Source organism: Leptospira levettii, assembly GCF_002812085.1.
Taxonomy (GTDB): domain Bacteria; phylum Spirochaetota; class Leptospiria; order Leptospirales; family Leptospiraceae; genus Leptospira_A; species Leptospira_A levettii.
This window is the reverse complement of sequence record NZ_NPDM01000009.1, coordinates 20721-46720: the sequence shown is the minus strand read 5'-3', so window position 1 is coordinate 46720 and position 26000 is coordinate 20721. Positions and strand designations below refer to the sequence as shown.

31 protein-coding genes and 2 tRNA genes are annotated in these 26000 nt (G+C 38.7%); 29 read left to right on the top strand and 4 right to left on the bottom strand.

Annotated elements, in window-relative coordinates; translation table 11 throughout:
• The first annotated feature begins 2 nt into the window (after positions 1-2).
• From CH354_RS17755 to CH354_RS17715, 9 genes are all read left to right on the top strand, one after another.
• Positions 3-566, top strand: a complete 564-nt coding sequence (locus CH354_RS17755; protein ID WP_100727887.1) for an adenylate kinase — start codon at positions 3-5, stop codon at positions 564-566.
• Between the two features lie 10 nt (positions 567-576).
• A complete protein-coding gene (infA, locus tag CH354_RS17750; RefSeq protein ID WP_012476295.1) occupies positions 577-795 on the top strand; it encodes a translation initiation factor IF-1 in 219 nt (72 codons plus the stop codon).
• Between the two features lie 9 nt (positions 796-804).
• On the top strand, positions 805-918 hold the full coding sequence (gene rpmJ, locus CH354_RS17745) for a 50S ribosomal protein L36 (RefSeq protein WP_002974084.1): 114 nt from the start codon (positions 805-807) through the stop codon (positions 916-918).
• A 6-nt stretch (positions 919-924) separates the two neighbouring features.
• Positions 925-1302, top strand: a complete 378-nt coding sequence (gene rpsM / locus CH354_RS17740; protein ID WP_035983662.1) for a 30S ribosomal protein S13 — start codon at positions 925-927, stop codon at positions 1300-1302.
• 11 nt (positions 1303-1313) lie between these two features.
• Positions 1314-1727 carry a 30S ribosomal protein S11 gene (gene rpsK, locus CH354_RS17735; RefSeq protein ID WP_004783964.1) on the top strand — a complete coding sequence of 138 codons (414 nt, stop codon included), beginning with the start codon at positions 1314-1316 and terminating at the stop codon, positions 1725-1727.
• Between the two features lie 9 nt (positions 1728-1736).
• Entirely contained in the window at positions 1737-2369 is a 633-nt protein-coding gene (gene rpsD / locus CH354_RS17730) for a 30S ribosomal protein S4 (RefSeq protein ID WP_100727886.1), read from the top strand.
• 25 nt (positions 2370-2394) lie between these two features.
• Positions 2395-3372 carry a DNA-directed RNA polymerase subunit alpha gene (locus CH354_RS17725; RefSeq protein ID WP_002974165.1) on the top strand — a complete coding sequence of 326 codons (978 nt, stop codon included), beginning with the start codon at positions 2395-2397 and terminating at the stop codon, positions 3370-3372.
• Position 3373: 1 nt separating this feature from the next.
• Complete coding sequence (gene rplQ / locus CH354_RS17720) at positions 3374-3892, top strand: 50S ribosomal protein L17 (protein WP_100727885.1); 519 nt, start codon at positions 3374-3376, stop codon at positions 3890-3892.
• 114 nt (positions 3893-4006) lie between these two features.
• Positions 4007-5827, top strand: a complete 1821-nt coding sequence (locus CH354_RS17715; RefSeq protein WP_100727884.1) for a PAS domain-containing sensor histidine kinase — start codon at positions 4007-4009, stop codon at positions 5825-5827.
• Here CH354_RS17715 and CH354_RS17710 read toward each other — a convergent pair.
• Positions 5817-7835 (bottom strand): 1-acyl-sn-glycerol-3-phosphate acyltransferase, encoded by a 2019-nt coding sequence (locus CH354_RS17710; RefSeq protein ID WP_100727883.1) that lies wholly within the window; start codon positions 7833-7835, stop codon positions 5817-5819. The genes CH354_RS17715 and CH354_RS17710 overlap by 11 nt on opposite strands.
• A 122-nt stretch (positions 7836-7957) precedes the next feature.
• Here CH354_RS17710 and CH354_RS17705 point away from each other — a divergent pair, with 122 nt between their 5' ends.
• The 4 genes from CH354_RS17705 (at position 7958) to CH354_RS17690 (ending at position 10530) form a co-directional block, all read left to right on the top strand.
• Positions 7958-8983: an ATP phosphoribosyltransferase regulatory subunit gene (locus tag CH354_RS17705; RefSeq protein ID WP_100727882.1), complete on the top strand. Its 1026-nt coding sequence runs from the start codon at positions 7958-7960 to the stop codon at positions 8981-8983.
• 7 nt (positions 8984-8990) lie between these two features.
• The gene (locus tag CH354_RS17700) at positions 8991-10265 is read left to right on the top strand and encodes an adenylosuccinate synthase (RefSeq protein WP_100727881.1); all 1275 of its coding nucleotides are present in this window, start codon (positions 8991-8993) and stop codon (positions 10263-10265) included.
• A 78-nt stretch (positions 10266-10343) separates the two neighbouring features.
• Positions 10344-10416: transfer RNA gene (locus CH354_RS17695), tRNA-Lys, on the top strand.
• Between the two features lie 39 nt (positions 10417-10455).
• Positions 10456-10530 (top strand) — tRNA-Glu (locus tag CH354_RS17690).
• Here the strand turns inward: CH354_RS17690 and CH354_RS17685 are convergent.
• Together CH354_RS17685 and CH354_RS17680 are read right to left on the bottom strand one after the other, a co-directional pair.
• Positions 10490-11386, bottom strand: a complete 897-nt coding sequence (locus CH354_RS17685) for a TIGR02757 family protein (protein WP_100727905.1) — start codon at positions 11384-11386, stop codon at positions 10490-10492. The genes CH354_RS17690 and CH354_RS17685 overlap by 41 nt on opposite strands.
• Positions 11376-12275 (bottom strand): hydroxymethylglutaryl-CoA lyase, encoded by a 900-nt coding sequence (locus tag CH354_RS17680; protein ID WP_100727880.1) that lies wholly within the window; start codon positions 12273-12275, stop codon positions 11376-11378. The genes CH354_RS17685 and CH354_RS17680 overlap by 11 nt, the downstream gene beginning before the upstream one ends.
• A gap of 76 nt (positions 12276-12351) precedes the next feature.
• Between CH354_RS17680 and CH354_RS17675 the strand changes: the two genes are divergently transcribed.
• On the top strand, positions 12352-13140 hold the full coding sequence (locus CH354_RS17675; protein ID WP_100727879.1) for an ABC transporter ATP-binding protein: 789 nt from the start codon (positions 12352-12354) through the stop codon (positions 13138-13140).
• On the opposite strand, the gene CH354_RS17670 is transcribed toward CH354_RS17675, so the two are convergent.
• Entirely contained in the window at positions 13095-14111 is a 1017-nt protein-coding gene (locus CH354_RS17670) for a tetratricopeptide repeat protein (RefSeq protein WP_100727878.1), read from the bottom strand. The genes CH354_RS17675 and CH354_RS17670 overlap by 46 nt on opposite strands.
• Before the next feature lie 9 nt (positions 14112-14120).
• On the opposite strand from CH354_RS17670, the gene CH354_RS17665 reads away from it, so the two are divergent.
• The 15 genes from CH354_RS17665 (at position 14121) to CH354_RS17595 (ending at position 25971) form a co-directional block, all read left to right on the top strand.
• Positions 14121-14729, top strand: coding sequence for an ABC transporter ATP-binding protein (locus tag CH354_RS17665; RefSeq protein ID WP_100727904.1), 609 nt, complete (start codon positions 14121-14123; stop codon positions 14727-14729).
• Positions 14713-15372, top strand: coding sequence for a heme exporter protein CcmB (locus tag CH354_RS17660; RefSeq protein WP_238761150.1), 660 nt, complete (start codon positions 14713-14715; stop codon positions 15370-15372). The genes CH354_RS17665 and CH354_RS17660 overlap by 17 nt, the downstream gene beginning before the upstream one ends.
• Before the next feature lie 54 nt (positions 15373-15426).
• On the top strand, positions 15427-16125 hold the full coding sequence (ccsA, locus tag CH354_RS17655) for a cytochrome c biogenesis protein CcsA (RefSeq protein ID WP_100727877.1): 699 nt from the start codon (positions 15427-15429) through the stop codon (positions 16123-16125).
• Positions 16126-16132: 7 nt separating this feature from the next.
• On the top strand, positions 16133-17260 hold the full coding sequence (locus CH354_RS17650; protein ID WP_100727876.1) for a PP2C family protein-serine/threonine phosphatase: 1128 nt from the start codon (positions 16133-16135) through the stop codon (positions 17258-17260).
• Entirely contained in the window at positions 17257-18114 is an 858-nt protein-coding gene (locus CH354_RS17645; protein WP_100727875.1) for a phosphoribosylaminoimidazolesuccinocarboxamide synthase, read from the top strand. Before CH354_RS17650 ends, CH354_RS17645 begins: the two co-directional genes overlap by 4 nt.
• Entirely contained in the window at positions 18096-18344 is a 249-nt protein-coding gene (purS, locus tag CH354_RS17640) for a phosphoribosylformylglycinamidine synthase subunit PurS (RefSeq protein WP_100727874.1), read from the top strand. The genes CH354_RS17645 and purS overlap by 19 nt, the downstream gene beginning before the upstream one ends.
• Positions 18341-18988: a phosphoribosylformylglycinamidine synthase subunit PurQ gene (gene purQ / locus CH354_RS17635; protein ID WP_100727873.1), complete on the top strand. Its 648-nt coding sequence runs from the start codon at positions 18341-18343 to the stop codon at positions 18986-18988. Before purS ends, purQ begins: the two co-directional genes overlap by 4 nt.
• 54 nt (positions 18989-19042) lie before the next feature.
• Positions 19043-20326, top strand: a complete 1284-nt coding sequence (locus CH354_RS17630; RefSeq protein WP_100766560.1) for a sugar phosphate nucleotidyltransferase — start codon at positions 19043-19045, stop codon at positions 20324-20326.
• A gap of 117 nt (positions 20327-20443) precedes the next feature.
• Entirely contained in the window at positions 20444-21682 is a 1239-nt protein-coding gene (locus tag CH354_RS17625) for an EAL domain-containing protein (RefSeq protein WP_100727871.1), read from the top strand.
• 93 nt (positions 21683-21775) lie between these two features.
• Positions 21776-22528 carry a Fe-S cluster assembly ATPase SufC gene (sufC, locus tag CH354_RS17620; protein WP_100727870.1) on the top strand — a complete coding sequence of 251 codons (753 nt, stop codon included), beginning with the start codon at positions 21776-21778 and terminating at the stop codon, positions 22526-22528.
• Positions 22525-23688 carry a SufD family Fe-S cluster assembly protein gene (locus CH354_RS17615; protein WP_100727869.1) on the top strand — a complete coding sequence of 388 codons (1164 nt, stop codon included), beginning with the start codon at positions 22525-22527 and terminating at the stop codon, positions 23686-23688. The genes sufC and CH354_RS17615 overlap by 4 nt, the downstream gene beginning before the upstream one ends.
• Positions 23688-24002, top strand: a complete 315-nt coding sequence (locus CH354_RS17610) for a Rieske (2Fe-2S) protein (RefSeq protein ID WP_165780372.1) — start codon at positions 23688-23690, stop codon at positions 24000-24002. Before CH354_RS17615 ends, CH354_RS17610 begins: the two co-directional genes overlap by 1 nt.
• Positions 23999-25243 carry a cysteine desulfurase gene (locus CH354_RS17605; protein WP_100727867.1) on the top strand — a complete coding sequence of 415 codons (1245 nt, stop codon included), beginning with the start codon at positions 23999-24001 and terminating at the stop codon, positions 25241-25243. Before CH354_RS17610 ends, CH354_RS17605 begins: the two co-directional genes overlap by 4 nt.
• Positions 25227-25664, top strand: a complete 438-nt coding sequence (locus CH354_RS17600; RefSeq protein WP_100727866.1) for an iron-sulfur cluster assembly scaffold protein — start codon at positions 25227-25229, stop codon at positions 25662-25664. The genes CH354_RS17605 and CH354_RS17600 overlap by 17 nt, the downstream gene beginning before the upstream one ends.
• Entirely contained in the window at positions 25648-25971 is a 324-nt protein-coding gene (locus CH354_RS17595) for a metal-sulfur cluster assembly factor (protein ID WP_100727865.1), read from the top strand. Before CH354_RS17600 ends, CH354_RS17595 begins: the two co-directional genes overlap by 17 nt.
• Positions 25972-26000: the final 29 nt, after the last annotated feature.

Genomic DNA, 26000 nt, shown 5'->3' with positions numbered 1-26000 from the left:
GAATGAAGAGACTCATATTTATGGGCCCCCCAGGTGCTGGTAAGGGAACACAAGCTGACATCATCAAAGAGAAATACAATATCCCTCAAATTTCCACTGGCGATATCCTCCGTGCTGCTGTAAAAAATGGTACGGCAATGGGGATTGAAGCAAAAAAATTTATGGACGCTGGAGACCTTGTTCCAGATGCTGTCGTTATAGGCATAATTCGCGACCGTTTGGTCGAATCCGATTGTGCAAATGGATTCATTTTGGATGGATTTCCAAGGACGGTGGAGCAAGCAAAGGCTCTCTCGGAAATCCTCAAAGAGCTTCACATGGAGCTCGACTCCGTTGTCAACCTAGACGTTCCTGATGAAGAACTCGTCAAACGTTTGCTAGGTAGAGCGATCAAAGAAGGACGCTCGGATGACAACGAAGAGACCATCAAAAACCGTCTGCATACTTACAACACCAAGACGTTGCCCCTGATTGACTTTTATAAAGGCACGGGGATCCTTCGGCAAATCAATGGGTTGGGAAGTATGGAAGAAATCACTAACACTATTTTAAAATCAATCCAGTAGGAGATAGACCCTGGCTAAGGAAGAAGCAATCACCATTGACGGAACCGTTTTAGAACCGTTACCAAATGCAATGTTCCGGGTGGAACTAGAGAATGGTCACAAGGTTTTAGCGCACATTTCAGGAAAAATGCGTATGCACTACATTCGTATTCTACCTGGAGATAAAGTCACTGTGGAACTTTCTCCTTATGACTTAACCAAGGGCCGTATCACTTACAGAAAGAAATAGGAAACTATAATGAAAGTTAGAGCATCAGTAAAAAAAATCTGTCCAGAATGCAAAGTCATTCGCAGAAAAGGTGTAATCCGAGTGATTTGCACGAACCCAAAACACAAACAAAGGCAAAGATAGGAAGATATGGCACGTATCGCGGGTGTTGATTTACCATCAAACAAAAGAATAGTGATCGGTCTTACATACGTATTTGGTATTGGTAAGACATCCTCTCAAAATATCCTGAAAAAAGCAGGAATTGACGAATCTATCAGGGTGAAGGACCTCTCGGACGAACAAGAAGCCGCGATCCGACGAGTCATTGAAGAATCATACCAGGTAGAAGGGGATCTTCGTTCCGAAGTCAACCTCAACATCAAACGATTGATGGATGTGGGTTGTTACAGAGGTTTCCGTCATAGACGTGGACTTCCAGTCAACGGACAAAGAACAAGAACCAACGCAAGAACCCGTAAGGGAGTCAAGAAGACTGTAGCGAATAAGAAAAAGGCTACTAAGTAGAGGATTCATCCATGGCTGAAAAAGACGCAAAAAATAAAAAAGATACCAAAAAGGTTAAGAAGAAAGAAAAGAAAAACGTCCCGCGAGGTAAGGTTTATATCCAAGCTTCGTTTAACAATACAATCGTATCGATTACCGATATGGCTGGAAACGTTCTTTCTTGGTCTTCTTCCGGAATGATGGGATTTCGTGGGTCCAAAAAATCCACTCCTTACGCAGCACAAGTAGCTGCTACCAATGCTGCTGAGAAAGCAATTGAAGCTGCTGGTCTTTCTGAAGTGGACGTAATGGTTTCTGGTCCTGGAATTGGACGTGAATCTGCCATTCGTTCTTTGACCACAAAAGGAATCGCAATCAAACTCATTAAAGACGTAACTCCGCTCCCTCACAATGGGTGCCGACCACGAAAAAGAAGAAGGGTGTAGGAATTAGATATGGCACGTTACCGAGGTCCAGTTGTTAAATTGATGAGAAGAGAGGGGCTTAACCTCTTTCTCAAAAATAGTCATACATTACATAAAGAAAAATCTTCTCTTGAAAAGAGAAAGTACCCACCAGGTCTTCCTCCAAAGAAAAAAGGGAAGGTAACAGAATACGGCGCACAGCTACGTGAAAAACAAAAAGTAAAACGCGCTTATGGTGTGTTAGAAAAACAATTCCGTAGATACTTTGAAGAAGCTTCTCATACTCCAGGGATTCCTGGTGAAAACTTACTCCAATTCCTTGAAAGAAGATTGGATAACGTTCTGTATCGTATGGGTTTTGCTGTTACTAGAAGACAAGCTCGTAACTTTGTGGCTCACAGACACATTCTTGTGAATGGACACAGAGTTGATATTTGTTCTTATCGTGTGAATGTTGGTGATAAAATCGAAATTCGTGAGAAGTTCCAAAAATCCGCGTTTATCGAAGAAAATATCAAACTAGCCCAAGCAATCAATCGTACTGCTTCTTGGGTAAGTGTAGATTATGCCAAGTTCTCAGGAGAAGTGACTTCACTTCCAACAAGAGAGCATATTGATATCCCTGTGAAAGAACAGGTAATCGTAGAGTTGTACTCGAAGTAAGAATTTAGAGAAGAAGGATACGACATTGTCTCCAAAGAATTTATTAAAAGGTTTTAAAAGACCCAAAAAAATCGAATTCACTACCGATGTGAATACACCAAACTATGGTAAGTTTGTTGCAGAACCTTTCGAAAGAGGAATTGGTACAACGATCGGAAACTCCCTTCGTCGTACACTTATGTCTTCGATCGAGGGAGCCGCAATTTCTGCGATTCGAATCGAGGGAGTTTCTCACGAATTTTCTTACATCGAAGGTGTTGCAGAAGACGTCACTCGTATCATTCTTAACTTAAAACAAGTTCGAATCAAATACGAGCCAGAAGACAAAGAAGCAAGTAAAGTGATCCACCTTGAGTTAAAAGGGGCGGGATATTTTAGAGCTGCTGACCTAGCTGTAGATTCTTCTATCGAAATCATGAATCCTGACCTTCATATTGCTACTCTCAACGAGGATGCAAATTTGATTATGGATTTGGAAATCCAAAGGGGACGTGGTTACGTTCCAGCAGAAGACAAAAAGAAAGACATCGAAGTACTGGGAACGATTCCAATCGATTCAATCTTTTCTCCAATTCAAAAAGTTTTGTTTGAAGTATCAGAAACACGTGTAGCACAAAGATCTGATTACGAAAAACTAACAATGGAAGTTTGGACTGACGGATCTGTTTCACCAGAAGATGCAGTAGCGCAAGCAGCAAAAATCCTAAAAGACCACCTCACTGTATTCATCAATTTTGAAGAAGAAATTGAAGAGGAAGAAGAAGAATTAGATGAAGCTGATGAAAAACTGAAAGCAGCTCTATCTAAACACGTAGAAGAATTAGAACTTTCTGTTCGTTCCACGAACGTTCTTCGCAGTTTGGAAATTGACTTCATTGGTGAACTCGTTAAGAGATCAGAAGACGAAATGACGAAATCAAAACATTTCAGCGAACAAAGTTTGCAAGAGTTGAAAGCAAAACTTTCCTCTATGGGACTTTCGTTCGGTATGAGAGATTTTTAAGATGAACAAACGTAATAAAGTTAAACAACTCAACAGATCAGCAGATCATAGAAAAGCTATGATTCAAAATATGGTAATCTCTCTACTTCGCCACGAAAGGATTGAATCTTCAGTAGCGAAGTTAAAGGTAGCTCGTTCATATGCAGAACGAATCATCACTAGAGCGAAAAAAAATCTAGATGCAAATTTAGCGAACCTAGACGAACAAAAGAAAAATGCAGCGATTTTGCACAATACAAGGTATCTTTATAGCCACCTTGGTGACCAAGAAATCGTGAACAAACTTTTGAAAGATTTGGCAAATCGTTATGCAGAAAGAGTAGGTGGTTATACTAGAATCATTCGATTGGTAAACCGTCCTTCTGACAACACGGCGATGGGAATTTTAGAGCTTGTTGATCGAAAAACACAAGACGAACTCAAAGCAGAAGCGAAAGCAAAACGCGAAGAGAAAAAACCAGCCAAAAAAGAAGAAAAACCAAAAAAGGCAAAAAAAGAAAAAGTAGCCGCTTCTAAATAACTTCTAATCCGCTAACACGAATTCCTTGGTGAAAAACCTACTTGAGATCATTCTTAAGTAGGTTTTTTTATTGCCATACTTGAAGATTCCGATATCTTTTAACCTCCGAAAACTATGGACTCCTCTATACCGATCACTGACCGAATTTGGCATACAAGTTTTGCTGAAAGCCCTATTGGTATGGCAATTACAGATTTGCAAACAGGTTTGTATGTAGAAGCAAATGAAGTGTATTGTAATTGGCTTGGTCGAAAGAGAGAGGAAGTTGTGGGAAAAACCACAATTGATTTAGGAATTTATTCGAATTTAGCAGACCGTGATCTCATTTTATCCAAATTAAAAACAGATGGGTTTGTGCTAAACTTTGAAGTTCCCCTTTTGACAAAAACGAATGAAACAGTTACGATTCTTTTTAGTGGAAAAATTGTAGAGAACGGTAGGTATTTACTCAGCGCAGGTCAAAATATCACTGTCCTAAAGGAAAAAGAGAAACTTGCAAACGCACTTCAAAAAGAATTAAAGTTAAGTAAGGATTTATTTGAAAGTGTTTTTCGATTAAATCCTGCAGCTGTTAGTTTATCAAATGCAGAAACAGGTAGATACGATGATGTGAATGAGGCGTATTGCCGCCTTATCGGTTTTAGTAGAGAAGAAATCATCGGCAAAACATCACATGAATTGAATATTTGGATCACAAAATTAGACCGAGCACGATTACTCGCTGAAGTCCAAAAAAAAGGTTGGAGCACTGGCATGGAAGCAAGTGTTCGAACCAAAACGGGCGAAATAAGGCATGTGGTTTCTGGGAATACAATTCTCAATCATGATGGTCGTTCTACGTTACTTGCGATTCTCATTGATATCACTGAGTCCAAACAAAATAAAGAAGCACTTGAATTTGCAGTTAAAGAAAGGACCAAAGAACTCAATCGAATATTAGAAGATTTACAAAAAACTCAAGACCAACTCATTTTATCAGAAAAAATGGCCACTCTCGGTCAACTTGTAGCAAGTGTGGCACACGAAATTAACAACCCTTTGGCGGCAATTTCTGCATTTAGTGAACAATTGCAAAACCGTTTAGGAGATTTTGGAACCAGGTTAATCGAAATAAGGAAATGTATGGAGAAGTATTCTGACAAGGATGCTTTGGAGATCATTCGTTGGATCACGGAACTATTCCAAGTAAAACCTAAAACGTATAGTTTTTCTGAGACAAGAAAAATTAAAAAGAATTTAGAATCACTTTTCACAACGGCAAACATTGATTCACCTTACGATTTAGCAGATCGTATTGTAGATTTAGGTGTATCTGATTATATTTTAGAAAATACAAATTTTGTGGAGAAACTGAAAAACACTCCTTTACTTAGTATCATATTAAATGAATTAAATGCCTTACGAAGCATAGAATCAATTCGTTTGGCTGTGGAACGTACTTCAAAAATTGTTTATAGTTTAAAAAATTATGGAAGGATGGATAGAGGGTCTGCCAAAATCCAAACCAATATCATAGATACAATTGAAACTGTTCTTACTTTGTATCAGAATAAAATGAAATCAGGTATTGAATGTATACGATTGTACAACGCAAATCCAGTGATTATGGGTTATCCAGATGAACTCATTCAAATTTGGACAAATTTGATTTATAATTCCTTACAAGCAATGCACTTTAAAGGTAAACTCACTGTCCAAGTGGAAGAAACGAATACCGACGTGGAAGTATCCATTAAGGACGATGGTCCTGGAATTCCTTTGAATATGCAAAAACGAATTTTTGAACCCTTTTATACAACAAAGGAAAAAGGAGAAGGAACCGGGCTTGGTCTAGGAATTGTCAAACAATCTGTAGAAGAAAGGCACAAGGGCCAGATCCGGTTATTTTCCGAACCAGGCCAAACGGTTTTTATCGTTTCAATCCCTAAACTCTAGCTAACTGTTTTTGTAATTCCTCCGCAACAAGATCAAAATCTTCGTTTTGGATCACTGTTTTATAGGCAGAGGCAACAATTGGATGTCTCTTTTCATCTAGTTGGATGAGGTTTGGTAAAACTTTCAGACCATAAAATCCATTGGTGATTTTTTCTGGTCTAGTTCCATTCGCAAGATCATACCCATATTTACGGTCTCTTGTGTCAGATCCAAAACATGCTAACATAAAATCAGTCATGCCCGATAAACCATTAAATGTAGTCGGATCTCCACCGAGTAAAACACCAATAGAAACCATTTCATTAAAAAATCGGTTACTCAAATGGAACAAAGTATTATCGACATTTCCACCTAATTCGCGTTTGAAGTATCCTTCTACAAGTCCCATTGCAAGAGCATAAATTGTTTTTAAAGCACCACCAAGTTGAACCCCTTTTGTATCTCGGGAATTGATGGCTGTCCTTGTGAATACATAATTATTGGTGAGAAGTTCTTTGAGTTTTGGAATCAGAGAATCCTCAAAGGCAGAAATTTCAAATCCAGATATTTTTCGTTCCATAATTTGGTCTGGGTAACATGCACCAGATACAACCGCTAAACGATCTCTTTCAATGAGGAGAAGTTCGTTTAAGTCTTCGAGGATAAGCCCTTTTTTGGATCCAGTAAACCCTTTGATTACATTCACCATCGGTGATTTATTCTTTTGTAAATAAGTTCTGATTTTGGAGTAAACAGCATCGAATTCCCAAGGGTTTGTACCTTGGACAAATAATGTTGCAGAATCTAATACCTCTGGTTTATCCGAAAAATCAATGTTTGGTGGCAGTTTGTAGATTGGGTAATGGATGATGTCACGTCTTTCTTCATTACTACGAGCCACCATTTCTGAATCTGGATGGTAAATTGTAACTTTGACATTTTTATTTGCCAATATACAAGCAAAGGCGACAGACATATTGGATGAACCAATGATCACTACGTGTTCATCTGGTTTTTTGGGAAGCGAAATGAGTTGGTTTGTTTCCCTGACATCACCTCGGTAAAGGTTACGATACGTTCCATGTTTATGTTTGTTAAGATTACTTCCCACGAGCAGGGCAAGGTTATCAATGATGAATTGTTTTTTGTCACCACTGCCTGGAAATGAGATTTGTTCGATATGAGAAGGAAAACTTTCCATCTCTCGTTTGGTAAGTTCACCAACAAGTACGGGTTTACCAATCACGAGTTTTCCAACCGCTTGGTTGAAAAGTAATCCTTCAATCGGTAGAATTTTTTCTGTTCCTTCAAGAGAGATCGGCAAAATGACTTTATTTGCAACATAATGGTACACAGTGTCCACAAATGGCATAAGCCTTCCATCCCGAGAACGAGTTCCCTCAGGGAAAATGGAGATGACCTTTCCATCGGATTGTAATTTCTGTGAATTTCGAAAGGCACGCATGTTGATTTTCGTCATGACATCAGAAAGAGAAGGGTTATCCGCCATATCTTTTTTGGAACAAACAAGGAGAGTTCCGAACATATAAAGGCCTAGACGTGTAAAATCAGGTTCAAAGGCAAGCCTTCCCGCAATGAATACAAGAGATTCGGCAATCTTACGGCCCTCTGGTCCCGAATTGTAAAGTAAGGTAAAAATGGCAGGTGCATCTAAATGGCTTAAGTGGTTAGAGATCAGAGTGACAGGGTATTTGCCAATGATGCCATCGAGGAGTTTTAAATTTTCTGTTCCTTCCACCTTAAATTTCTTCATGATGGGATCTAGGAATTTGAGCATAAAATCACGAGGTTCGGGTCTGATGTCGGTGTAGACACCAATCTCTTCTAATCGCTCAGGCTCTTGGAAAATTTCCATGACCTTGGGTTTTGGAGTTGCTTGTGATAGAACTAAAAATTCTTCTAAAATGGACTTTGCTTCTTGTTCCGAAAGACCGGATTTTACAAATAAGTGAATGTTCTCAAAAAATTCTTTGTGCCAACGTCCCAAAGTGGCTTCTTTTTCTGTCATGTATGCCTCTAAACCGACATCAGCGTACTGAAAAGTTTCGATTTGTCTATTCGATTTTTACAATTGATTGCGTAAATCCAGGATTTCTCTAACCTGACTTCTTGGGTGATCGAGATCCCGGTATGAATCAAAAAAACAAATCAATTTCCTCGGAACAGAAATGGATACCCGATGGATTTCATTTTTTAGGACCGGAAGAAAGCAGAAACCGGCGAAATTTACTACAATCGTTTTCGGAACTCTTTGAAAGAGAAGGGTATTCTGAAATCACTTTACCTAGTTTTGATTATTCCAATTCTTTTCGTTCCCAATTGCATGAAGGTGTTGAGAGTTTACTGGTCACGAAGGACTGGGATGGAAATGAACTCTCTCCAGGTGTGGACCTAACATTACAGGTCGTGAAAGGGATGGCCGCTCGGTCCCATTGGGAAGAAAACCAAAACATCTATTATTTTGCCAAAAAGATTAGAGACCATAAAAAACGAAACGCTTCCAGAAGAGAGATCTTACAAGTCGGAGTTGAGAGTTTAGGAAAAAGTGATACAAACCAATTGATCTCCCAAATCCAAATTTTGAAAAAACTTTGGGACTATACAATTCCAAACAAAACGTTTACGATTGTATTTGGTCATTCATCTTTTTTTCTCAATTTGTTAACAATCCTTGGTTGGAATGAAGAACAAACAAAAGTTTTACGACAATTTTTATACACGAAAAACATTCCAGAATTAGTCTCTCTTGCTGCGAGGACAAATACGAGTGATTCTCATATGAAAATCATTCAGTTATTACTCAAACCGATTCCAGTTAATGGAATGGTCGGTTTTAAGAAAGATTTGGAATCAAATTTATCGAAAGAAGAATTGAATTTAGTGAAAAACGATTTGGTTTCGATCACATCTTTTTTTGAAGTTTGGAACAAACAAATGCAAGGTGTGTCCTGTATTTGGGATCCATCTCTTGTTAGGGATTTATCGTATTACACAGGTTTTATGTTCCAGGGATATGTAGAACATGACCCTGAACCAGTTTTTGCTGGTGGTGTGTATAATGATTTGTATGCAAGTTTTACTGGGATACAAAAGGATGCATGTGGATTTGCACTGCATTTGGATTCAATTGAAGTTTTGTTAAATAAGGAAAAATGAGGGATTTATGCCTGCAAATTTAGTCGTTGGAGCCCAATGGGGTGATGAAGGAAAAGCAAAAGTAATTGATTACCTTTCTAAAGATACAGATATCATCGTACGTTACCAAGGTGGCGCAAATGCGGGTCATACTGTCGTTGTTGGTGGTAAAAAATATATTTTCCATTTAGTACCTTCTGGGATCATTTATGACAATACCACTTGTGTCATTGGGAATGGGGTTGTTTTAGATCCTGAATACTTTTTAAAAGAATGTGCTGATTTAGAAGCACATGGATTCCGAGTCAAAGATAAAGTTCTTATTAGTGATTCTTGCCATATCCTCTTACCTTACCACAGATTGATTGATGAAGCAAGAGAAGCTGGTTCCTCACCAGAACGAAAAATTGGGACCACAAAAAAAGGGATCGGTATGTGTTATGCGGACAAAATGTTACGTAATGGTGTCCGTGCTGGTGACTTACTCGACAAAGACCTTTTAAAATCAAAACTCAATCATATCCTTGAAGTAAAAAACCAAGAACTTGTTAAATACTATGATTTAGAACCTGTGAATCCAAAAGAAATGTATGATTTCCTTCTGGATTTTGCTGATAAAATGGGAAAAAACATTGTCAATACAGTATATTACCTAAATAGCGAATTGGAAAAAGGAAAACGTGTTCTTTTGGAAGGAGCACAAGGGACAGGACTCGATATTGATTTTGGAACCTATCCTTATGTGACAAGTTCCAATCCAACGACTGGCGGAGCACTTGCTGGTTCTGGAGTTAGTTTCCGTTATTTAAAAGATGTAATTGGGATCACAAAAGCATACGCAACTAGAGTGGGAGAAGGACCTTTCCCATCCGAAATTTTAGGTGAAGCTGGTGATGTACTTCGTAAGTTAGGTGGAGAATACGGATCCACTACTGGAAGACCAAGACGATGTGGTTGGTTTGATGTGCAAATGATCAAACATGCTGTTACCGTTAATGGGATTAACTCACTTGTTTTAACGAAAATCGATGTGCTTAGCCATTATGATTCTATCCCTGTAGTGGTTGGTTATGAATACAAAGGAAAAAAACTAGACTTTTTCCCATCACAAGGACTTGAGAGCGTCAAACCGTTGTTTGCTGAGTTTAAGGGTTGGAAAGATGATATCTCTGGTATCAATTCGTTTTCGAAATTACCACCTTTATGCCAATCTTATATCAAGTCGTTACAAGACTTAGTGAATACAAAAATTGGGATTGTATCAACTGGACCTGATCGTGATCACACGATCATCATGGATTAAAAAAATAGATAGTTCTGGTTCTTTTTTTTAAGTAGTTGTTGACCGAGAAAGGTGGTTCGATATTCTTGGCTACAGAACGAGTCGTTAGCTCAGCTGGTAGAGCAATTCCCTTTTAAGGAATGGGTCCGGGGTTCGAATCCCCGACGACTCAAAAACAAGAGTTTAAAACTCTTTGCAAACGTTCTTACACGGTGCCATCGTCTAATGGTTAGGACACAAGGTTTTCATCCTTGCAATCGGGGTTCAATTCCCCGTGGCACTACCAAACAAACCTCCTTCAACTCACACGACTTACAAATTTCCTCCACATAACTTCCTCTGCATTTTTCAATGATTCCTACCCTAGTCAGATAAAAATCGTATAACAATGGATCGGCGGGATTTAGCAAACAAAAATATTCAGTAAGAAGGAATGCATCGTTTAGGTTTACTTGTTTTTTGTTTCGGATACCTAAAACCTTACTCAGTTTTTGAATGTGAACATCCATGGGATAGGGAATTTCACTCGGAAGGATTTGTTTGTAGATTCCAAAATCAGGATAGTGGTTTCGAACCATCCACCGTAAAAAAAGAGAAATCCTTTTTTTAGGCGATTTGGAGTCCCACTTACCAATTAAAAACTGTAAACCATACGTAAGTGGTTTGTTACCAAGAGTAGTAGTGAGTTCCTCTTTCCAATAAGACTGAAAGTTCTGAATGGATGTTTCTTTTTGAAAGTTTTTTTCCCTACCTAAAAAAATAGATTCAAAGATCGTATCCTTAGGTTTGTGCTTTTGTATGATCCTTTGTAAGGTTAAAAAGAAAATTACTAGATCGTTTTTTGTTTGGAAACGGTATCCTTTGAGTGTCTTAAGAAACGGTTCCAACGTGCTCTGTTTTTGTTTTAGGAATAAATAGGGAGATGGTCCCATTGCCGTAACGATTGGACTTAAAAAATTTTGAATGTTTTTGACTGATCCATACGCAAAGAAACATGCGATTAAGGATATCATTTCGATATCCAATGGATCTTTGAATTGTTTTGGAAAACAAATGGGATCCGTATCCAAATAAGTTATACTTTGGTATTTGTTTTTGAGATTCTCTAATTTTTTCTTTAATAAGCGTACATCAGCTGGCATTTTTTTTGGCTATGAAGGTACGGGAACTAAAATGACGATCCAGTTTTGTTTCCATAAACTGACTCACTTGTACAAGTGAATCCAGTTGAATCCCTGTATCGTATCCTTCTCTTGTTAAAAAATAAACTAAATCTTCTGTTGCCACATTCCCTGCGGCACCTTTTGCATAGGGGCAACCACCTAATCCTCCAGCGGAACTATCAAAACTTCGTATCCCCATGGAGAGAGCTTGTTTGGTATTGGCAATTGCCATACCGTAGGTATCATGGAAGTGACAATTGAGATAAGAAATCGGAATTTTTTTTAGCAAAACTTCTAATAATTTTTCAACTTCATCTGGAACAGCAACGCCGATTGTTTCCCCAAGTGAAATTTCATAGGCACCGGCATCTAATAGTCGTAAAGCGACCTCTAATGTTTTTTCTGGTGGAATTTTTCCTTCATATGGACAAGCAATCACTGTAGAAATATAACCTCTGACTTTGATTCCATCTTGTTTGGCTTGTTCAAAAATTGGTTGGAAGGAAGTAAAACTTTCCAAGACGGTCATGTTGATGTTTTTTTTGGTAAATGATTCCGAGGTAGCAGTAAAAACTGCCACTTCTTTAAAACCTGCTACTTTAGCAGCATCATATCCTTTGGTGTTAGGAGTCAGGCATGAAAATTCGACGTCACTAGCAAATTTTGGTAACACAAGAGCAGATAATTCAATCGCATCACCCATTTGGGGAATTCTATCTTTTCGGACAAATGATGTGAGCTCAATGTGTTTGACTCCAGATTCTACTAGACGTTTTACGAATTCGAATTTATCCTGAGTGGAGAGAATGGTTTTTTCGTTTTGTAATCCGTCTCTTGGTCCTACTTCAGTGATTTTTACTTTCTCCAAAATGATTCACTCCTACTTTTACTCTTTAGCATGTTTATCAAGAGAGAGAATGCAATGATTTTATCTTCAGGTTATTATGTTTAAAATCAAAAATCTTTCTGTTCACATTGGGAAACGAACCATCTTAAAAGATATATCCTTTGAGACAAATCCGAGAGAAATCACTGGCCTCATTGGGAAATCGGGTTCTGGTAAATCCACTTTATTTCGTTTGGCACTGGGTTTACTTCCAAAGTCTGAGGGATATGAATGGACAGGGGAGTTGGAGTGGAACGGCAAACTGCTTGGAAAAAAACATTGTCCCGAGATCCAACCTGTCTTCCAAGATCCCTTTGGGAGTTTTTCACCTTATCAACCAATTGGTGAATTGTTATTCGAGCCACTGAAAATTCAGAAACAATTAGTATTAAACCAGGAATTAAAAAGTAAGGAAAGAATACGAATAGAAAGTTTTTGTGATCGATTTGAACTACCAACATCTTTGTTAAGTAAAACAAAGCGAGAGTTAAGTGGTGGTCAGTTACAAAGATTTGCCATACTCAGAGCCTTACTGATGAATCCAGAATATCTTTTGTTAGATGAGCCAGTAACTGCTCTTGATGTTCTTGTGCAAAAAAAAATTGCTGAAGAATTGAAAGATATTAATCAAAAGGATTCACTCGGAATGTTGATTGTTTCACACGACCTTGGGTTTTTATCTTATATGTGTGATCAAATATTTGTATTAGAAGAGGGAACAATCACTGAATTTGGTAATCCAAAACAACTTCTAAAAAATCCGAAATCAAAATTATTACAAGAATTGGTTTTTGCAAGAAATCATTCGTTTGGCGGTGTTACTTCTTCTTCCGAATCATCCAATTGAGTTCGTTTTGCTTCGGCGAATTTTTTTGCTATATCCCTTCTGCGTGCGATCACTTTTGAAGAAACGGTCGCAAAAAAAGGATCATTTGTGAAACTCAGCATTTTCGTATATTGTTCTTCTGCTGTTTCATAGTCTGTGACTTTGGAAGCGGTTTCCGCAAAATAATAATGAAATTTTTTATCATATGACTTTTGTTTTCCTTCACCAGTAGTTAAACTAGTTCGATTGAAAATTTTATAAGCAATATGATAATTGCCTTTTTCCATTTCAAGTCTTGCAAATCCAAGTTTTACATTCGGACTTTCTTCCTCGATTTTAAGTGCTTTGTTTAGATACAAAAGTGCTCTGTTCTTAAGTCCAGTTGCCAAATAATGATCTGCAAGTCGGATGAGTGCTTCTGTATCATATGGATTTTTTTCAACTGCCAATTTATAATTCATGATGGCATAATAGGTTTGGCGTGTGATGTCAGAAAGGATTCCGATATGCAAATATGTTTTGTAATAATCTGGCATTTCTGCTTTTGCATATTCAAATTCAACAAGTGCTTTTTCGTATTTCATTTCTAATGAATACAATCTTCCTAGATTATATCGGAACGGAAAAAATTGTGGGTCAAAACGAACTCCCGCTTCCAATCGTTTGATGACTTCACCCCTTTGGTTTGCTTTTCCATTTAAGAGAAGTTCAATGGTATCATTGTTCCATTTCCCAGAATTTGTAATGGTTTCTGTTCCATAGGTAAAACTTCCATTGGATTTGGGTGGTTCTCCCGTAAAAAGTTTTCCTCGGGTCAGAATAAAATCATCTTTGTGGTAAATAAAGGATCCATTGGGAAAATCACGGGTATCAAACTCTTCGTCTTTTCCCCATAAAAGTTCTGGGTATTCTTTGTTCCCGATGAGTTTTTGTGCAAAGACGATGCTTGGAAACAAAAACAGAAGTGCGAATGTAAACAGTCGATGGAACATGGTGTTAGAATGAACCGTATGCTTTTGGAGACAAAAGGGCTCACTATTACTGTCGGCGAAAAAACCGTATTGAAAGAGGTGAATCTCAGTTTTTTTGAGAGTGGATTACTTGCAGTCCTTGGAGAAAACGGAGCTGGTAAATCCACTTTACTTAAGAAAATGTTTCATGACTCCCTTACTTCTCCTGCCTGGACTTGGCCACTTGGAAAACGAAAAATTGCTTATTTGGGTCATGAACTTGGTTATTATTCCTCTCTGAGTTTAGAAGAAAATTTGGACTACTTTGCCTCTTTGGATGGTGCCCATTCTTTGGAGAGAAGGATGGAGTTATTAAGACTCTTTCGTTTGGAAAAAAGAATATGGGATCCCATCCATTTTTTCTCCAGAGGCATGAAACAGAAAGTGGCCATCATGAGGGTATTACTTTCTTCGGCTGAGATCATTTTATTTGATGAACCTTTTACGGGACTCGATTTTGAATCTTCTTTGGTTTTAAGTTCGATTTTAAATGAAGAAAAAAAATCGAGACTCGTTCTTGTTGTTCTCCATTCGATTCCAAGTGAACTTGAATGTACGGGTCAAATTTTAATTCGCCAGGGGAATGTCTTTGTTTCTTAATCTATTAAAAAAAGATTTTTATTTGATAGGGCGTTCGCTAGGGGGAGTGGTTTCACTTTTTACACTGAGTGTCTCGGTTGTATTTATATTTTATACATCCATCGAAGTGAACGAAATGTTATCTGCAAGAAGCATTCGTGGTTTAAAGTGGGCTATCATCTTCATTCTTAACTTTGTCATTGTAAGCCAAAGTTTATGGGAAGAAAGAGAGTCAATGGGATGGGAAGCTAGTTCCAGTTATGTCAGTCCTACTTATCTTTATCTCAGCAAATCAATCACAATATGGTTTTGTACCATCCTTGTGAATGCGCTCCTGATCCTCGTTTTATCAATATTTTTCCAAAATATGGTTTTGGAGCGTTATTTGGGCGAGTGGTTATTCGCCAATTTAGGAAGTGGTTGTTTGGTATTTTTGGGCGTATCCCTTGGAGTGGTTGCTTTTGAAAGCCGACTCAAAGAGATCATCATCCCTCTTTTACAACTTCCATTTTCCATTCCATTGTTTTTATTTGGATTGGAAGCAGAAAATCGATACTGGAATGAACCAGGTTTGTATCTACCTTCCATTGGATTACTTTTGTTTTTCCTTTTATTTTACGGAACCCTTGGTTCTATTATGGTAGAAACCTTACAGAATGAGTAGGGGATTTGTATTTTCTCCTAGAATTTCTTTTCCATTCTGAAAATTTGGAAAAAAATGGAACGTAAGATCAAACTGATCCACCCTGCCTTGGATTTTGCCTTTTACATCATTGTATGTATTTCTTTGGTAATTGCTGTTTTTGTTTCTATCCTCTATCCCAATGTCATTTTGGAACAAGGTCTTAGCCACAGAATTTTTTATCTACATGTTCCAGTCGCCTGGGTTGCATTATACGGGCCACTTTTATCATTTGTTTTTTCTCTCATCTATTTTTTTAAAAAAGACCTGCTATGGGATCGCCTTGCATTCACTGCAAACCAACTTGCTTTTCTTTTTGCCTTAGGAGTTTTATTCTCTGGACCCATTTGGGCTTATAGTGCATGGGGTGTTCCTTGGGACAAAACAGATGCTAGGTTACAATCATTCTTTATCTTATGCCTTTCTCTTTTGAGTTATTTTATCTTTCGTTATTTGGTTCCTTCTCGTAAAAAAAAGGCGATTTTATCTGCTTATCTATCTGTTCTTTGTGCCTTAAGTGCGGTTTTGACTTGGGGTGCCATTCGGTGGATTGAAAATCCAGGAAACCACCCAGGTAGTGTGCTTGGTAAGGGGGGAATGGATTCGGACATGAAACAAACGATGTGGCTTGGTGTTCTTGCTTACCATTTTTTGTTTTTATTTCTTTTTTTCCTTTCGAACCGAAATGAAAAAATCCATGAAATTAAAAATCAACTACGGTCCGAATTGAATTAAAACAAAAATGGAAACAAAAGAATCACAACATACAATTCTCATTGTTGATGATGTTCCTGAAAATGTGGAGCTTCTCAAATACCTTTTATCCCAAGAAGGTTTTAAGACATACACTGCTTATTCAGCAGAAGAAGCAAGATTGGTTTTACTCAACACCCGCATTGATACTTTATTATTAGATGTCAATATGCCAGAACAGGATGGATTTTCCTTTTGTCGTGAACTCAGGGAGATGGATCAGTTTAAACTTTTGCCAATTCTTTTTATTACATCCATTGATCGAGAAGTTGGTTTCCAGGAAGCCATGAAAAATGGTGGTGACGATTTTATTAATAAGCCATTCAATAAGCGAGAGTTAGTTGCAAAGATCCATTCAGTAATTCGTTTAAAAGACTTACAGGACGAATTGTACCAACAAAAAAGTAAATACGAAAAAGAACTACAAACAGCAAGGCGTGTCCAAGACCAATTGATCCCGGAAAAAAGTTTTATTTGGAACGGTATCAAGGCACAGACTCTTTTCCATCCTTATTTACAAATTGGAGGGGATTTTGTCGACACATGGATTGAAGAAAAAAAACTTCATATCGTGATCGCCGACTGTTCAGGGCATGGTCCAAGTGCAGCTCTCATCGGTGCCATGTTCAAAATGCAATTATTCAACTTAGTTCCTAATATGGGTTTGAAAGAACGTGTTTCTCACCTCCGTAAAAACATGGAACTTGTTCTCCCTGAAGATTATGCGATTACTTTCTGTTATGCGATCATTGATCAGGACCTGAATTTATCCTATATCAACGGCGGTCATCCAGCTCCCATCATCTACATGGATGGAGAAACCAAATTGTTGAAAGGGATGAGTCCCATGATTATGGGAATCAATATGATTACCAACGACGAAGTGCAATCGATTGCTTTAAAACAAGGTTCCAAGTTTTTTATGTATACAGATGGTGCAAGTGAAGCAATGAATTCCAAAATGGAATACATCACTGAAGAAGGAATGCGTGATATATTTCAAAAATCTGTAAGTATTGGTGGAGATATCCTTCCCACAGTTCAAAATCAAATTTTAGAGTTTTGTGGAACTTCCACTCCGAATGACGATATGGCAATGGTGTGTATACAATTATGATCCCAAGTCCCCATTACAAAGGAAAGGTGAGAGACGTTTATGATCTTGGTTCAGAGTTACTTCTAGTAGCAACGGATCGAATTTCTGCCTTTGATGTTGTATTTTCCGAACCAGTAGAAGACAAAGGAAAGGTCCTCACTCGAATTTCCACACAATGGTTTCGTTATTTTTCGGATATAAACAACCATCTAATCACAGATGATGTTTCCCGTTTTCCAAAACCTTACCAAAATGACCCAAGTCTTATGGGTCGTTCTGTTCTTGTAAAAAAAGCAAAACGTATTGATTTTGAATGTGTGGTTCGTGGTTACCTCACAGGTTCCGCTTGGAAGGAATACCTACAATTCGGAACCATTGCAGAGACTCCTTATCCCAAGGGTTTACAAGAATCCTACCAATTTCCCACACCCATTTTCACACCCGCGAGGAAAAATGATTCTGGTCATGATGAAAATGTGAGTGAGAGTACAATGGAAAAAGAAGTGGGTTCCGATTTATTCCAAAAAGTAAAAACGATTTCCCTCCACCTCTACCAAAAAGCCCATCAATTGATGGCAAAACAAGGGATCCTACTCTGTGATACCAAATTTGAATTTGGGCTGATTGAGGGAGAACCGGTTCTCATTGACGAAATTTTGACACCTGACTCTTCCCGGTATTGGGATGCGTCAACCTATGTCCTTGGGAAAACTCCCGCCAGTTTTGATAAACAAATCCTAAGAAATTGGCTTGAATCCACCTCTTGGGATAAAAATCCACCGCCCCCTAAACTCCCCGAATCCTTGATTCAGGAACTACGTAAAAAATACTTGGAATTGGAAGATAAAATCAATATATGTTTGTCGCAAAAATAAATGTCACCCTCAAAGAATCCGTCCTTGACCCCCAAGGACAAACAGTCCTCCGTACCCTTCATGACCAAGGGAAGAGGCAAGTCCAAGACTTACGTGTGGGAAAATACATTGAACTCAAACTCAATGCCTCTTCCTTAAAAGAAGCAGAGTCCATCGCGAAGGAAATTTGTGAATCAGTACTTGTGAACCAAGTGATCGAAACTTATAAATTGGTGGTTGAATCCCAATGAAAGTTCGGGTGGTCACCTTTCCCGGTTCCAATTGTGATAAAGATGTTGGATCCGTACTACACGATTACTTCCAAGCAGATGTGAATTATACCTGGTACAAAGAATCCTTTGATGATGTTCCTGATTTGGTTGTTTTGCCTGGTGGGTTTTCTTTTGGAGATTACCTTCGCTGTGGAGCAATGGCAAAATTTAGTGCTTCCATGGAATCTGTAGTGAAGTATGCGAACAAAGGGGGAAAGGTCCTTGGAGTTTGTAATGGATTCCAAATCCTTACCGAATCAGGATTACTTCCTGGAGCTCTTTTGCATAACCGAACCTTAAAGTACATTTGCAAAGATGTAGAACTTGTTCCAGTGAAAGAAAATGGCTTTGCAAAACATTTCCAAGGAAATCTTTCCATTCCAATCGCTCATGGTGAAGGTGCATACTTTGCTGATGCAGAAACTTTAGAACGATTAGAAAAAAATGGCCAAGTTGTATTTCGTTATCAAGAAAACCCAAATGGATCCTTACATGATATCGCTGGGATCTGTAATGAAAAAGGAAATGTCTTAGGAATGATGCCTCATCCTGAAAGAGCGATGAATCCTTTTACAGGTAAAATGGACGGCAAACAAATCTTAGAAGCTCTATTAAAAAATTAGAATCTTTAGTTTCCTTTTCTTGCTTTTTCGTCAAATACCTTTATAAGGATTGGTATGCGATTCCAAGAAGACTCAATAGACTGTGTTGATTTTATTCTCAAAAAAGATGAAGTCCTCACAATTATTCTCGGTGGGGGAAAGGGAACAAGGCTTCTGCCTTTAACAGAAAAACGATCAAAACCCGCCGTGAGTTTTGGCGGAAAGTATAGACTCATTGACATTCCCATCTCCAATTCCTTGAACAGTGGCTTCGAAAAGATATTTATCCTCACACAGTTTAACTCGTATTCGCTGAACCGCCATATTAATCGAACTTATGCCACTAATAATATCCACCAAAAAAGTTTTGTAGAAATCATTGCAGCAGAACAAACAGTATCAAGCGCCAATTGGTTTGAAGGGACTGCTGATGCCGTAAGAAAGGTATTACCTTACATCCGCGAACAAAAACCAAAGTATGTCCTCATCCTTTCTGGAGACCAACTCTATAATATGGACTTAGCTGACTTTATGCAGAGCCATTTGATGGACCCAGAAACCCAAATTTCTGTAGCAACCAATGCAATCCCTGAAGACCAAATTTTTGGTTTGGGAATTGTCAAAGCAGGAGTGGGTGGTACCATCCAGGAATTCATTGAAAAACCACAGGACCTTACTCAAGTAGAATCTTGCCGTACAGAAAACGGGAACTTCCTTGCGAACATGGGAATTTATATCTTCAACACATCCACGTTAATCGATGTATTGGAAGACCGAAATATGGCAGATTTTGGAAAGGAAATATTACCGAAGGCGATAAAAGAACGCAAAGTAAAAGCGTATACTTACGACGGTTATTGGGAGGACATCGGAACCATCAAAGCATTTTACGAAGCCAATTTGATGTTAACCGATCATATCCCTAAATTCAATTTGTATTTAGAGAAAACCCCGATTTATACGAGGGCGAGGGCACTTCCACCGTCAAAGATCAATCAGGCGGTAGTGAACCAAGCCCTCATTTCCGAAGGTACCATCCTTAACCAATGTGAGGTGCACAGATCCATCATTGGGGTCAGGCAACTCATTGCTTCTGGGACAAAAATCTACGATTCCATTATCATGGGTCTTGACCATTACGGTTACTTCGATCGGAAGTCAGGAAAAATCCCAATTGGCATTGGACCTAACTGTGAAATACGGCGGACAATTGTCGACAAGGACTGTACGATTGGCGCCAACGTTCGCCTGTTAAACGAACAAAACTTACAAGAGTACGAAGATGATTACATTCGGATCCGTGACGGGATCATTGTTGTCCCGAGACACTCTGCCATCCCTGATGGGTACTCTATTTGAGTCAAAATTGACACAAATATGGATTTTGTTTGCCTAAAATAGGTCTAAATGGTTCCAAAAATGTGGAATTTTTCTTGCCAGTTTTGAACTTAGTTCTAAGTTGGAAGAAAGGGAACCATGTTCATAACGGAATCAACGGAAGGAAACCAGTTTTGGAACGAGACATACTTTGTCCCACATTTCCAACCCATCGTCAATGCCATCAATCGCTCCATTTCAGCTTACGAAGTCCTCGGACGTCAGTTCAATCCAGAAGAGAACACCTACCATTCTTTAGGTGGCCTTTTCCATAACCGAGAACATGACCCGGTTCCCATTTACAATATTGATCGGATTTTGCGAGAGAAGGCAGTCCAAACCCTAAAGGAAAGTAACCTTCGGACCAAACTTTTCTTCAATATGATGCCCAATTTCCTGTCTCGGGTACACCATACAGATTTATTTGCAGAAAATTTCCATATCATCCAACTCATCGAAAAATACGGGATTGATCGTAACCAAGTGGTGATCGAAATCACGGAAGACGAATTTGATGGTTCGATCGAAAGGCTCATCCAGATTGTTCAAATCTTCAGAGATTATGGTTTAAAAATTGCCATCGATGATTTGGGGACAGGTTTTTCCAATTTAGAACGAATTGGTTACCTCCACCCAGATATCATGAAAGTGGACATCAAAATTATGAGGGAAAGTTTGAATAAAAACTCCTTCAAACAGGTCCTTGGGGCCATCTCGGAGATGTCCCAGAAATTAGGTAGCCAACTTCTCTTTGAAGGGATAGAGACAGAAGAAGAGGTGAACCTTGCCCTATCCATGGGTGCCAATCTCCTCCAAGGTTATTATTTTTCGACTCCGAACCCACATTTTCTCAATCGTAATACTTTCTCTGATAAAATGAAAACTGTCCTCGAAAACTTTTCCAGTGTGCGTTCTCGTGAACTTCGGGAAAAGGGAATCCGAGAACAAAAGATCATCGACCAATTACAGGATTTGTTTTATGAACTCTCTGATTCGAGTGAGGAAGACTTTCCCTACCGGTTTGGGCAAATCCTTGGTTCCCTTCCTCGGGAGATCTTAAAGGTATTTGTATGTGATGGTGAAGGCTACCAGATCACACCAACCTATGATTTGGACAGGATGAACGGAGGGTATTTGGAACGATCCAGGCAAATTGGAAATAACTATGCTTGGAAACCTTATTTTTTGAAACACAAAGAGGAATCGGAACGGTTTCGCAAAAAATGGGGTGTGACCTACCCATTGTATGACATTAACAACCAGAATCAGTATGTTATCTTTACCTTTTCTCTCATGGCAGGAAAGATCCTTGTGGCACAGGTGAGTTGGTCGGAATAGAATCTTGTTTTTTTTGAGTGGTCGATTTTCCTGGTAGTAGGGATTCGTCTATAATATAGAATCATTCTAAATATAAAAAAACAGGATACCACCTTGTCCGCAATTCTCGAAATCAAATCTCTACATGCCAATGTCGGAGACAAACAGATCCTCCGAGGGGTCAATTTAACCATCGGAGCCGGAGAAGTCCATGCCATCATGGGGCCCAATGGTTCTGGAAAAAGTACCCTTTCCAATGTCATCCTCGGCCATCCAAAATACACTGTTACTTCTGGGGATATCCTCTTTCGAGGAGAATCGATTTTAAAACTTTCGACAGACGAAAGGGCAAGACTTGGTTTATTTTTATCCTTCCAATACCCAACAGCACTTCCTGGTGTTACCATCGGAAATTTTCTAAAATCCATTTTAAAAGCTCACCGCGGAAAAGAACTTCCTGTAAAAGAATTCAAACAAGAATTAAAAACCGCGATGGATCTTTTGGAAGTCCCGCAATCATTTATCGGACGTTATGTGAATGATGGTTTCTCTGGTGGAGAGAAAAAACGAGCTGAAATATTACAGATGAGTTTATTAAAACCAGTATTATCGATTTTAGATGAAACTGATTCTGGTTTGGATATCGATGCCTTGAGGATTGTTTCCGAAGGGATCAATGCAAACAGGAACCCTGAGAGATCAATTTTACTCATCACCCATTACCAAAGGATGCTCAATTACATCGTTCCGGATTTTGTCCACGTGTTTGCTGATGGAAGGATATTGGAAACAGGTGGAAAAGACCTCTCTCTCAAATTGGAAGAAGTGGGTTATGATTGGATATTGGAGAGAGAAGGGGTCAAATGAATTCCTTACTCAACAAACAACAGTTTACCATTAGCCAGAATAAGCGAAATCAGTTTTGTCGTTCCCTCTTAGAAACTTGGAAAGGTTTAAGTTTACCTACAGAAAAAGAGGAATCTTATCGTAAATTTCCAATCAGCGCTCTCAATTGGAAGGAACTGGGATTTGATCCCAAAGAGAAAAAAACTAAATTTGATGATTCCTCTCCTTCTTTGGAAAAAGATTCGGTAAGTGACGATATCCTAGAAGGTATCTTTGGCTTGTTACAAAATTACCTACCAAAGGACTATTTTAGTTATCTAGCTGTTTTACAATCCCATGAGTTTGATTTTCATTACTGTGAGGATGGGTTAATTACGCCCGTATACACATCATTAGGTGATGAGCCAAAGTTTTTATTTCGAATTTTTTATGTTCCCAAAGGGAAAATCTCCCAAATCCATTTAAAAACGCAAACCCTTCACAATTCAGAGTCACTTCATTTGCAAACAGGAATTGATGTTTTTATTTCAGACAAAGATTCACAAGTTGAGATTTTGGATGAAGAAACTTTCGATGAAGACTTAGTCCAGTTTCGAACTGTGCTTTTACTATCCAAAGAGAATACATCAGTGAAATACCATCATTTCCCGTTTGGTGGTTTTCGTTCCAAATTAGTATTACACTCTCATTTATTAGGCAAAGGTGCAGAAGTGACAGTGGATGGAGTTTCAGCATTAGGAAAAAGAAACCTTAAGGATTTGGATATGGAAATGCACCACCATGCAGACCATACTACAAGTAAAATTACTTATAAGGCAATTGTGACTGATCGTTCTCACCATGTTTTTACAGGAAATTTGATTATCCCACCTAACTTAAAGAAGGTAGTTGCTCACCAAGAATCATTTAATCTTTCTTTAAACAAAAAAGCAAGAGCGGAAGCAAATCCGAAATTGGAAGTACTAGCGGAAGATGTATCTTGTACTCACGGTGCTACCGTTGGTGACATTGACGAAGAACAATACTTTTATTTATTGTCGCGAGGGTTAAGTCCTGAAGAATCTAAGTCTCTACTTGTGACTGCATTTTATGGAGAAACCATACAATCGGTAGGATTCAAAGAGGAAGTAAAATTGGATTTGGAATCTTCCATACATAACATTCTTGTGGGAGGGAAATGATGGCGTTTCAAAAATTAGTTTCCATTGGCGAAATTGAAGAAGGTAAGTTAACTGTCATCAAAACCCGGCATTTTTCTGTTGTGATTACAAAATGGGAAAACGAATACTATGCCTTTGAAGATTCCTGTACCCATGATGGGGAAGAAATTTCTTGTGGTAAGTTGGAAGGTTGTGTGATCACATGCCCTCGTCATTTTGCAAAATTCGATATTAGAAATGGGAGTGTTTTAGCTCTCCCTGCAACAGAACCTCTTACAACCTTTCCTACAAAAGTGAATGGGAATGACCTAGAAGTGGATTTGGAGTCTGTATGAGTTTGGATCCCTACAAACTTCGAAATGATTTTCCGATCCTTTCCCAAACCATGCCGAATGGGAAACCACTTGTTTACTTAGACAATGGGGCAACCTCGCAAAAACCACTTAGTGTCATTCAAGCAACAAACGACTACTATACGAAAGAAAATGCAAACATCCATCGAGGTGTGTACTATCTTTCTCAACATGCCACTGAACTTTTTGAACGAACTAGGATTAAAACATCCCATTTTTTCCAAGCACAATGTGCAAAGGCGATCATATTCACTCGGGGAACAACTGATGCCATCAATTTAGTGGCACAGACTTATGGACGAGTCAACGTCTCAGAAGGGGATGAAATTGTTTTGTCCGTCCAAGAACACCATTCCAATTTAGTTCCTTGGCAAATGTTGGCTCGTGAAAAAAAGGCATTTTTAAAATTCATTCCAATTCTTGCGGATACAACTTACGACTTATCAAAGTTAAGTGAAATCATCACAAAACGAACAAAAATTGTGGCAATTAGCCAAATGTCAAATGTGACAGGTACTGTTCATGATTTACGAAAGATCATTGATCGTGCAAGGCAAGTAGGGGCCAAAGTTCTCGTTGATGGTGCTCAGGCTGCTTGTCATATGCCCATTCACTTAGTGGATTTAGATGTGGATTTTTATGCTTTTTCTGCCCACAAGATGCTTGGTCCCACAGGAGTTGGAGTACTTTTCGGTAAGGAAGAAATTTTAGAAGCCATGCCACCTTGGTTAGGTGGGGGTGATATGATTGAATCTGTGGAATTGGAAAGTTCTACTTACGCAGCACTTCCTGCCAAATTAGAAGCAGGTACTCCAAACATAGCAGGTGTCATTGGTTTTTCTCATGCTTTGGATTATTTACAAAAAGTAGGGATGCAAAATATCAAAGAACACGAACGGATGTTAACCGAATATGCATTGGAACGGTTTCATAAAATTGGTGGCCTTACCCTTTACGGAACTGAGGATTTGGAGAATCGTGGGGGCGTTATTTCCTTTACTTTGGATGGAATCCACCCACATGACGTTGGATCCATCTTAGATGAAGAGGGAGTTGCCATTCGTGTGGGACACCATTGTTGCCAACCACTCATGAAACAGTTCCAAATCCCGGGAACCTGTCGGGCATCATTTTACTTTTATAATACAAAAGAAGACATTGATGTTCTCATAAAATCCATTGAGAAGGTAAAATCAATATTTGGTCGTGTCGTCAGAAAATAATACATACCAAGATTTTCTAAAATGGAAGTCCTATGCCCATTGGCAAAAACCATTGGGATCTGTTTTAGAAGTTTCGGGATTGAATCCTCTATGTGGGGATGAAGTGAAATTGTATTACCTGGAAGAAGGAAAGGATCAGATCAAAATTTTGGGAGTATCCGGTGATTCCTGTTCGATTTGTTCTGCCTCTGTCGGATTTTTATTCAAACAGCAATCCAAATTTCAAAAGAATAACTTACTTTTCTATTTGAATGAACGTAAAAAATTTTTAGAGGGAGATGAAACTTCCTTGTTTGGGGATTTAGAAGAGATAACATTCTTTCGGAATGTGAAATCTCACCCAAGTCGTTATCGTTGTGCCCTTTTGCCTTGGCAAACTCTATTAAAAATCATTGAGGTAAACCATGATCCGAGATCCTGAAACAGAAAAAGAGTGGGAAGTGTATCATAGTATTCGATCTGTCGAAGATCCTGAGATTGGAATTTCTCTCGTTGAACTGGGATTGATTTATGATGTGAAAGTGGAAGGAGAAAAAGCAGAGGTTACAATGACATATACGTCACTTGCTTGCCCTGCAGGTCCACAGATGAAACAAGACATTGAAAATCATGCACTTCGAGTGGATGGAATCTCTGAAGTCGTGGTGCATGTTGTCTGGAACCCCAAATGGGAACCTAGATCGATGGCAAGCGAGGAGGCAAAAATGCAAATGGGGATATTCGATTGATTTTGTTTTATGGCAAAAAGAGATCCTCC

Coding starts and splice junctions, on each gene's coding strand:
- CH354_RS17630 (WP_100766560.1), top strand. CDS start 19,043: ATGCGATTCCAAGAAGACTCAATAGACTGTGTTGATTTTATTCTCAAA.
- CH354_RS17610 (WP_165780372.1), top strand. CDS start 23,688: ATGGCGTTTCAAAAATTAGTTTCCATTGGCGAAATTGAAGAAGGTAAG.
- CH354_RS17715 (WP_100727884.1), top strand. CDS start 4,007: ATGGACTCCTCTATACCGATCACTGACCGAATTTGGCATACAAGTTTT.
- rpsM (WP_035983662.1), top strand. CDS start 925: ATGGCACGTATCGCGGGTGTTGATTTACCATCAAACAAAAGAATAGTG.
- CH354_RS17755 (WP_100727887.1), top strand. CDS start 3: ATGAAGAGACTCATATTTATGGGCCCCCCAGGTGCTGGTAAGGGAACA.
- CH354_RS17665 (WP_100727904.1), top strand. CDS start 14,121: ATGAACCGTATGCTTTTGGAGACAAAAGGGCTCACTATTACTGTCGGC.
- CH354_RS17670 (WP_100727878.1), bottom strand. CDS start 14,111: ATGTTCCATCGACTGTTTACATTCGCACTTCTGTTTTTGTTTCCAAGC.
- CH354_RS17675 (WP_100727879.1), top strand. CDS start 12,352: ATGTTTAAAATCAAAAATCTTTCTGTTCACATTGGGAAACGAACCATC.
- CH354_RS17625 (WP_100727871.1), top strand. CDS start 20,444: ATGTTCATAACGGAATCAACGGAAGGAAACCAGTTTTGGAACGAGACA.
- purQ (WP_100727873.1), top strand. CDS start 18,341: ATGAAAGTTCGGGTGGTCACCTTTCCCGGTTCCAATTGTGATAAAGAT.
- CH354_RS17700 (WP_100727881.1), top strand. CDS start 8,991: ATGCCTGCAAATTTAGTCGTTGGAGCCCAATGGGGTGATGAAGGAAAA.
- CH354_RS17705 (WP_100727882.1), top strand. CDS start 7,958: ATGAATCAAAAAAACAAATCAATTTCCTCGGAACAGAAATGGATACCC.
- CH354_RS17595 (WP_100727865.1), top strand. CDS start 25,648: ATGATCCGAGATCCTGAAACAGAAAAAGAGTGGGAAGTGTATCATAGT.
- CH354_RS17605 (WP_100727867.1), top strand. CDS start 23,999: ATGAGTTTGGATCCCTACAAACTTCGAAATGATTTTCCGATCCTTTCC.
- rpsK (WP_004783964.1), top strand. CDS start 1,314: ATGGCTGAAAAAGACGCAAAAAATAAAAAAGATACCAAAAAGGTTAAG.
- CH354_RS17660 (WP_238761150.1), top strand. CDS start 14,713: ATGTCTTTGTTTCTTAATCTATTAAAAAAAGATTTTTATTTGATAGGG.
- rplQ (WP_100727885.1), top strand. CDS start 3,374: ATGAACAAACGTAATAAAGTTAAACAACTCAACAGATCAGCAGATCAT.
- CH354_RS17710 (WP_100727883.1), bottom strand. CDS start 7,835: ATGACAGAAAAAGAAGCCACTTTGGGACGTTGGCACAAAGAATTTTTT.
- purS (WP_100727874.1), top strand. CDS start 18,096: ATGTTTGTCGCAAAAATAAATGTCACCCTCAAAGAATCCGTCCTTGAC.
- ccsA (WP_100727877.1), top strand. CDS start 15,427: ATGGAACGTAAGATCAAACTGATCCACCCTGCCTTGGATTTTGCCTTT.
- CH354_RS17650 (WP_100727876.1), top strand. CDS start 16,133: ATGGAAACAAAAGAATCACAACATACAATTCTCATTGTTGATGATGTT.
- rpmJ (WP_002974084.1), top strand. CDS start 805: ATGAAAGTTAGAGCATCAGTAAAAAAAATCTGTCCAGAATGCAAAGTC.
- CH354_RS17685 (WP_100727905.1), bottom strand. CDS start 11,386: ATGCCAGCTGATGTACGCTTATTAAAGAAAAAATTAGAGAATCTCAAA.
- CH354_RS17645 (WP_100727875.1), top strand. CDS start 17,257: ATGATCCCAAGTCCCCATTACAAAGGAAAGGTGAGAGACGTTTATGAT.
- CH354_RS17615 (WP_100727869.1), top strand. CDS start 22,525: ATGAATTCCTTACTCAACAAACAACAGTTTACCATTAGCCAGAATAAG.
- rpsD (WP_100727886.1), top strand. CDS start 1,737: ATGGCACGTTACCGAGGTCCAGTTGTTAAATTGATGAGAAGAGAGGGG.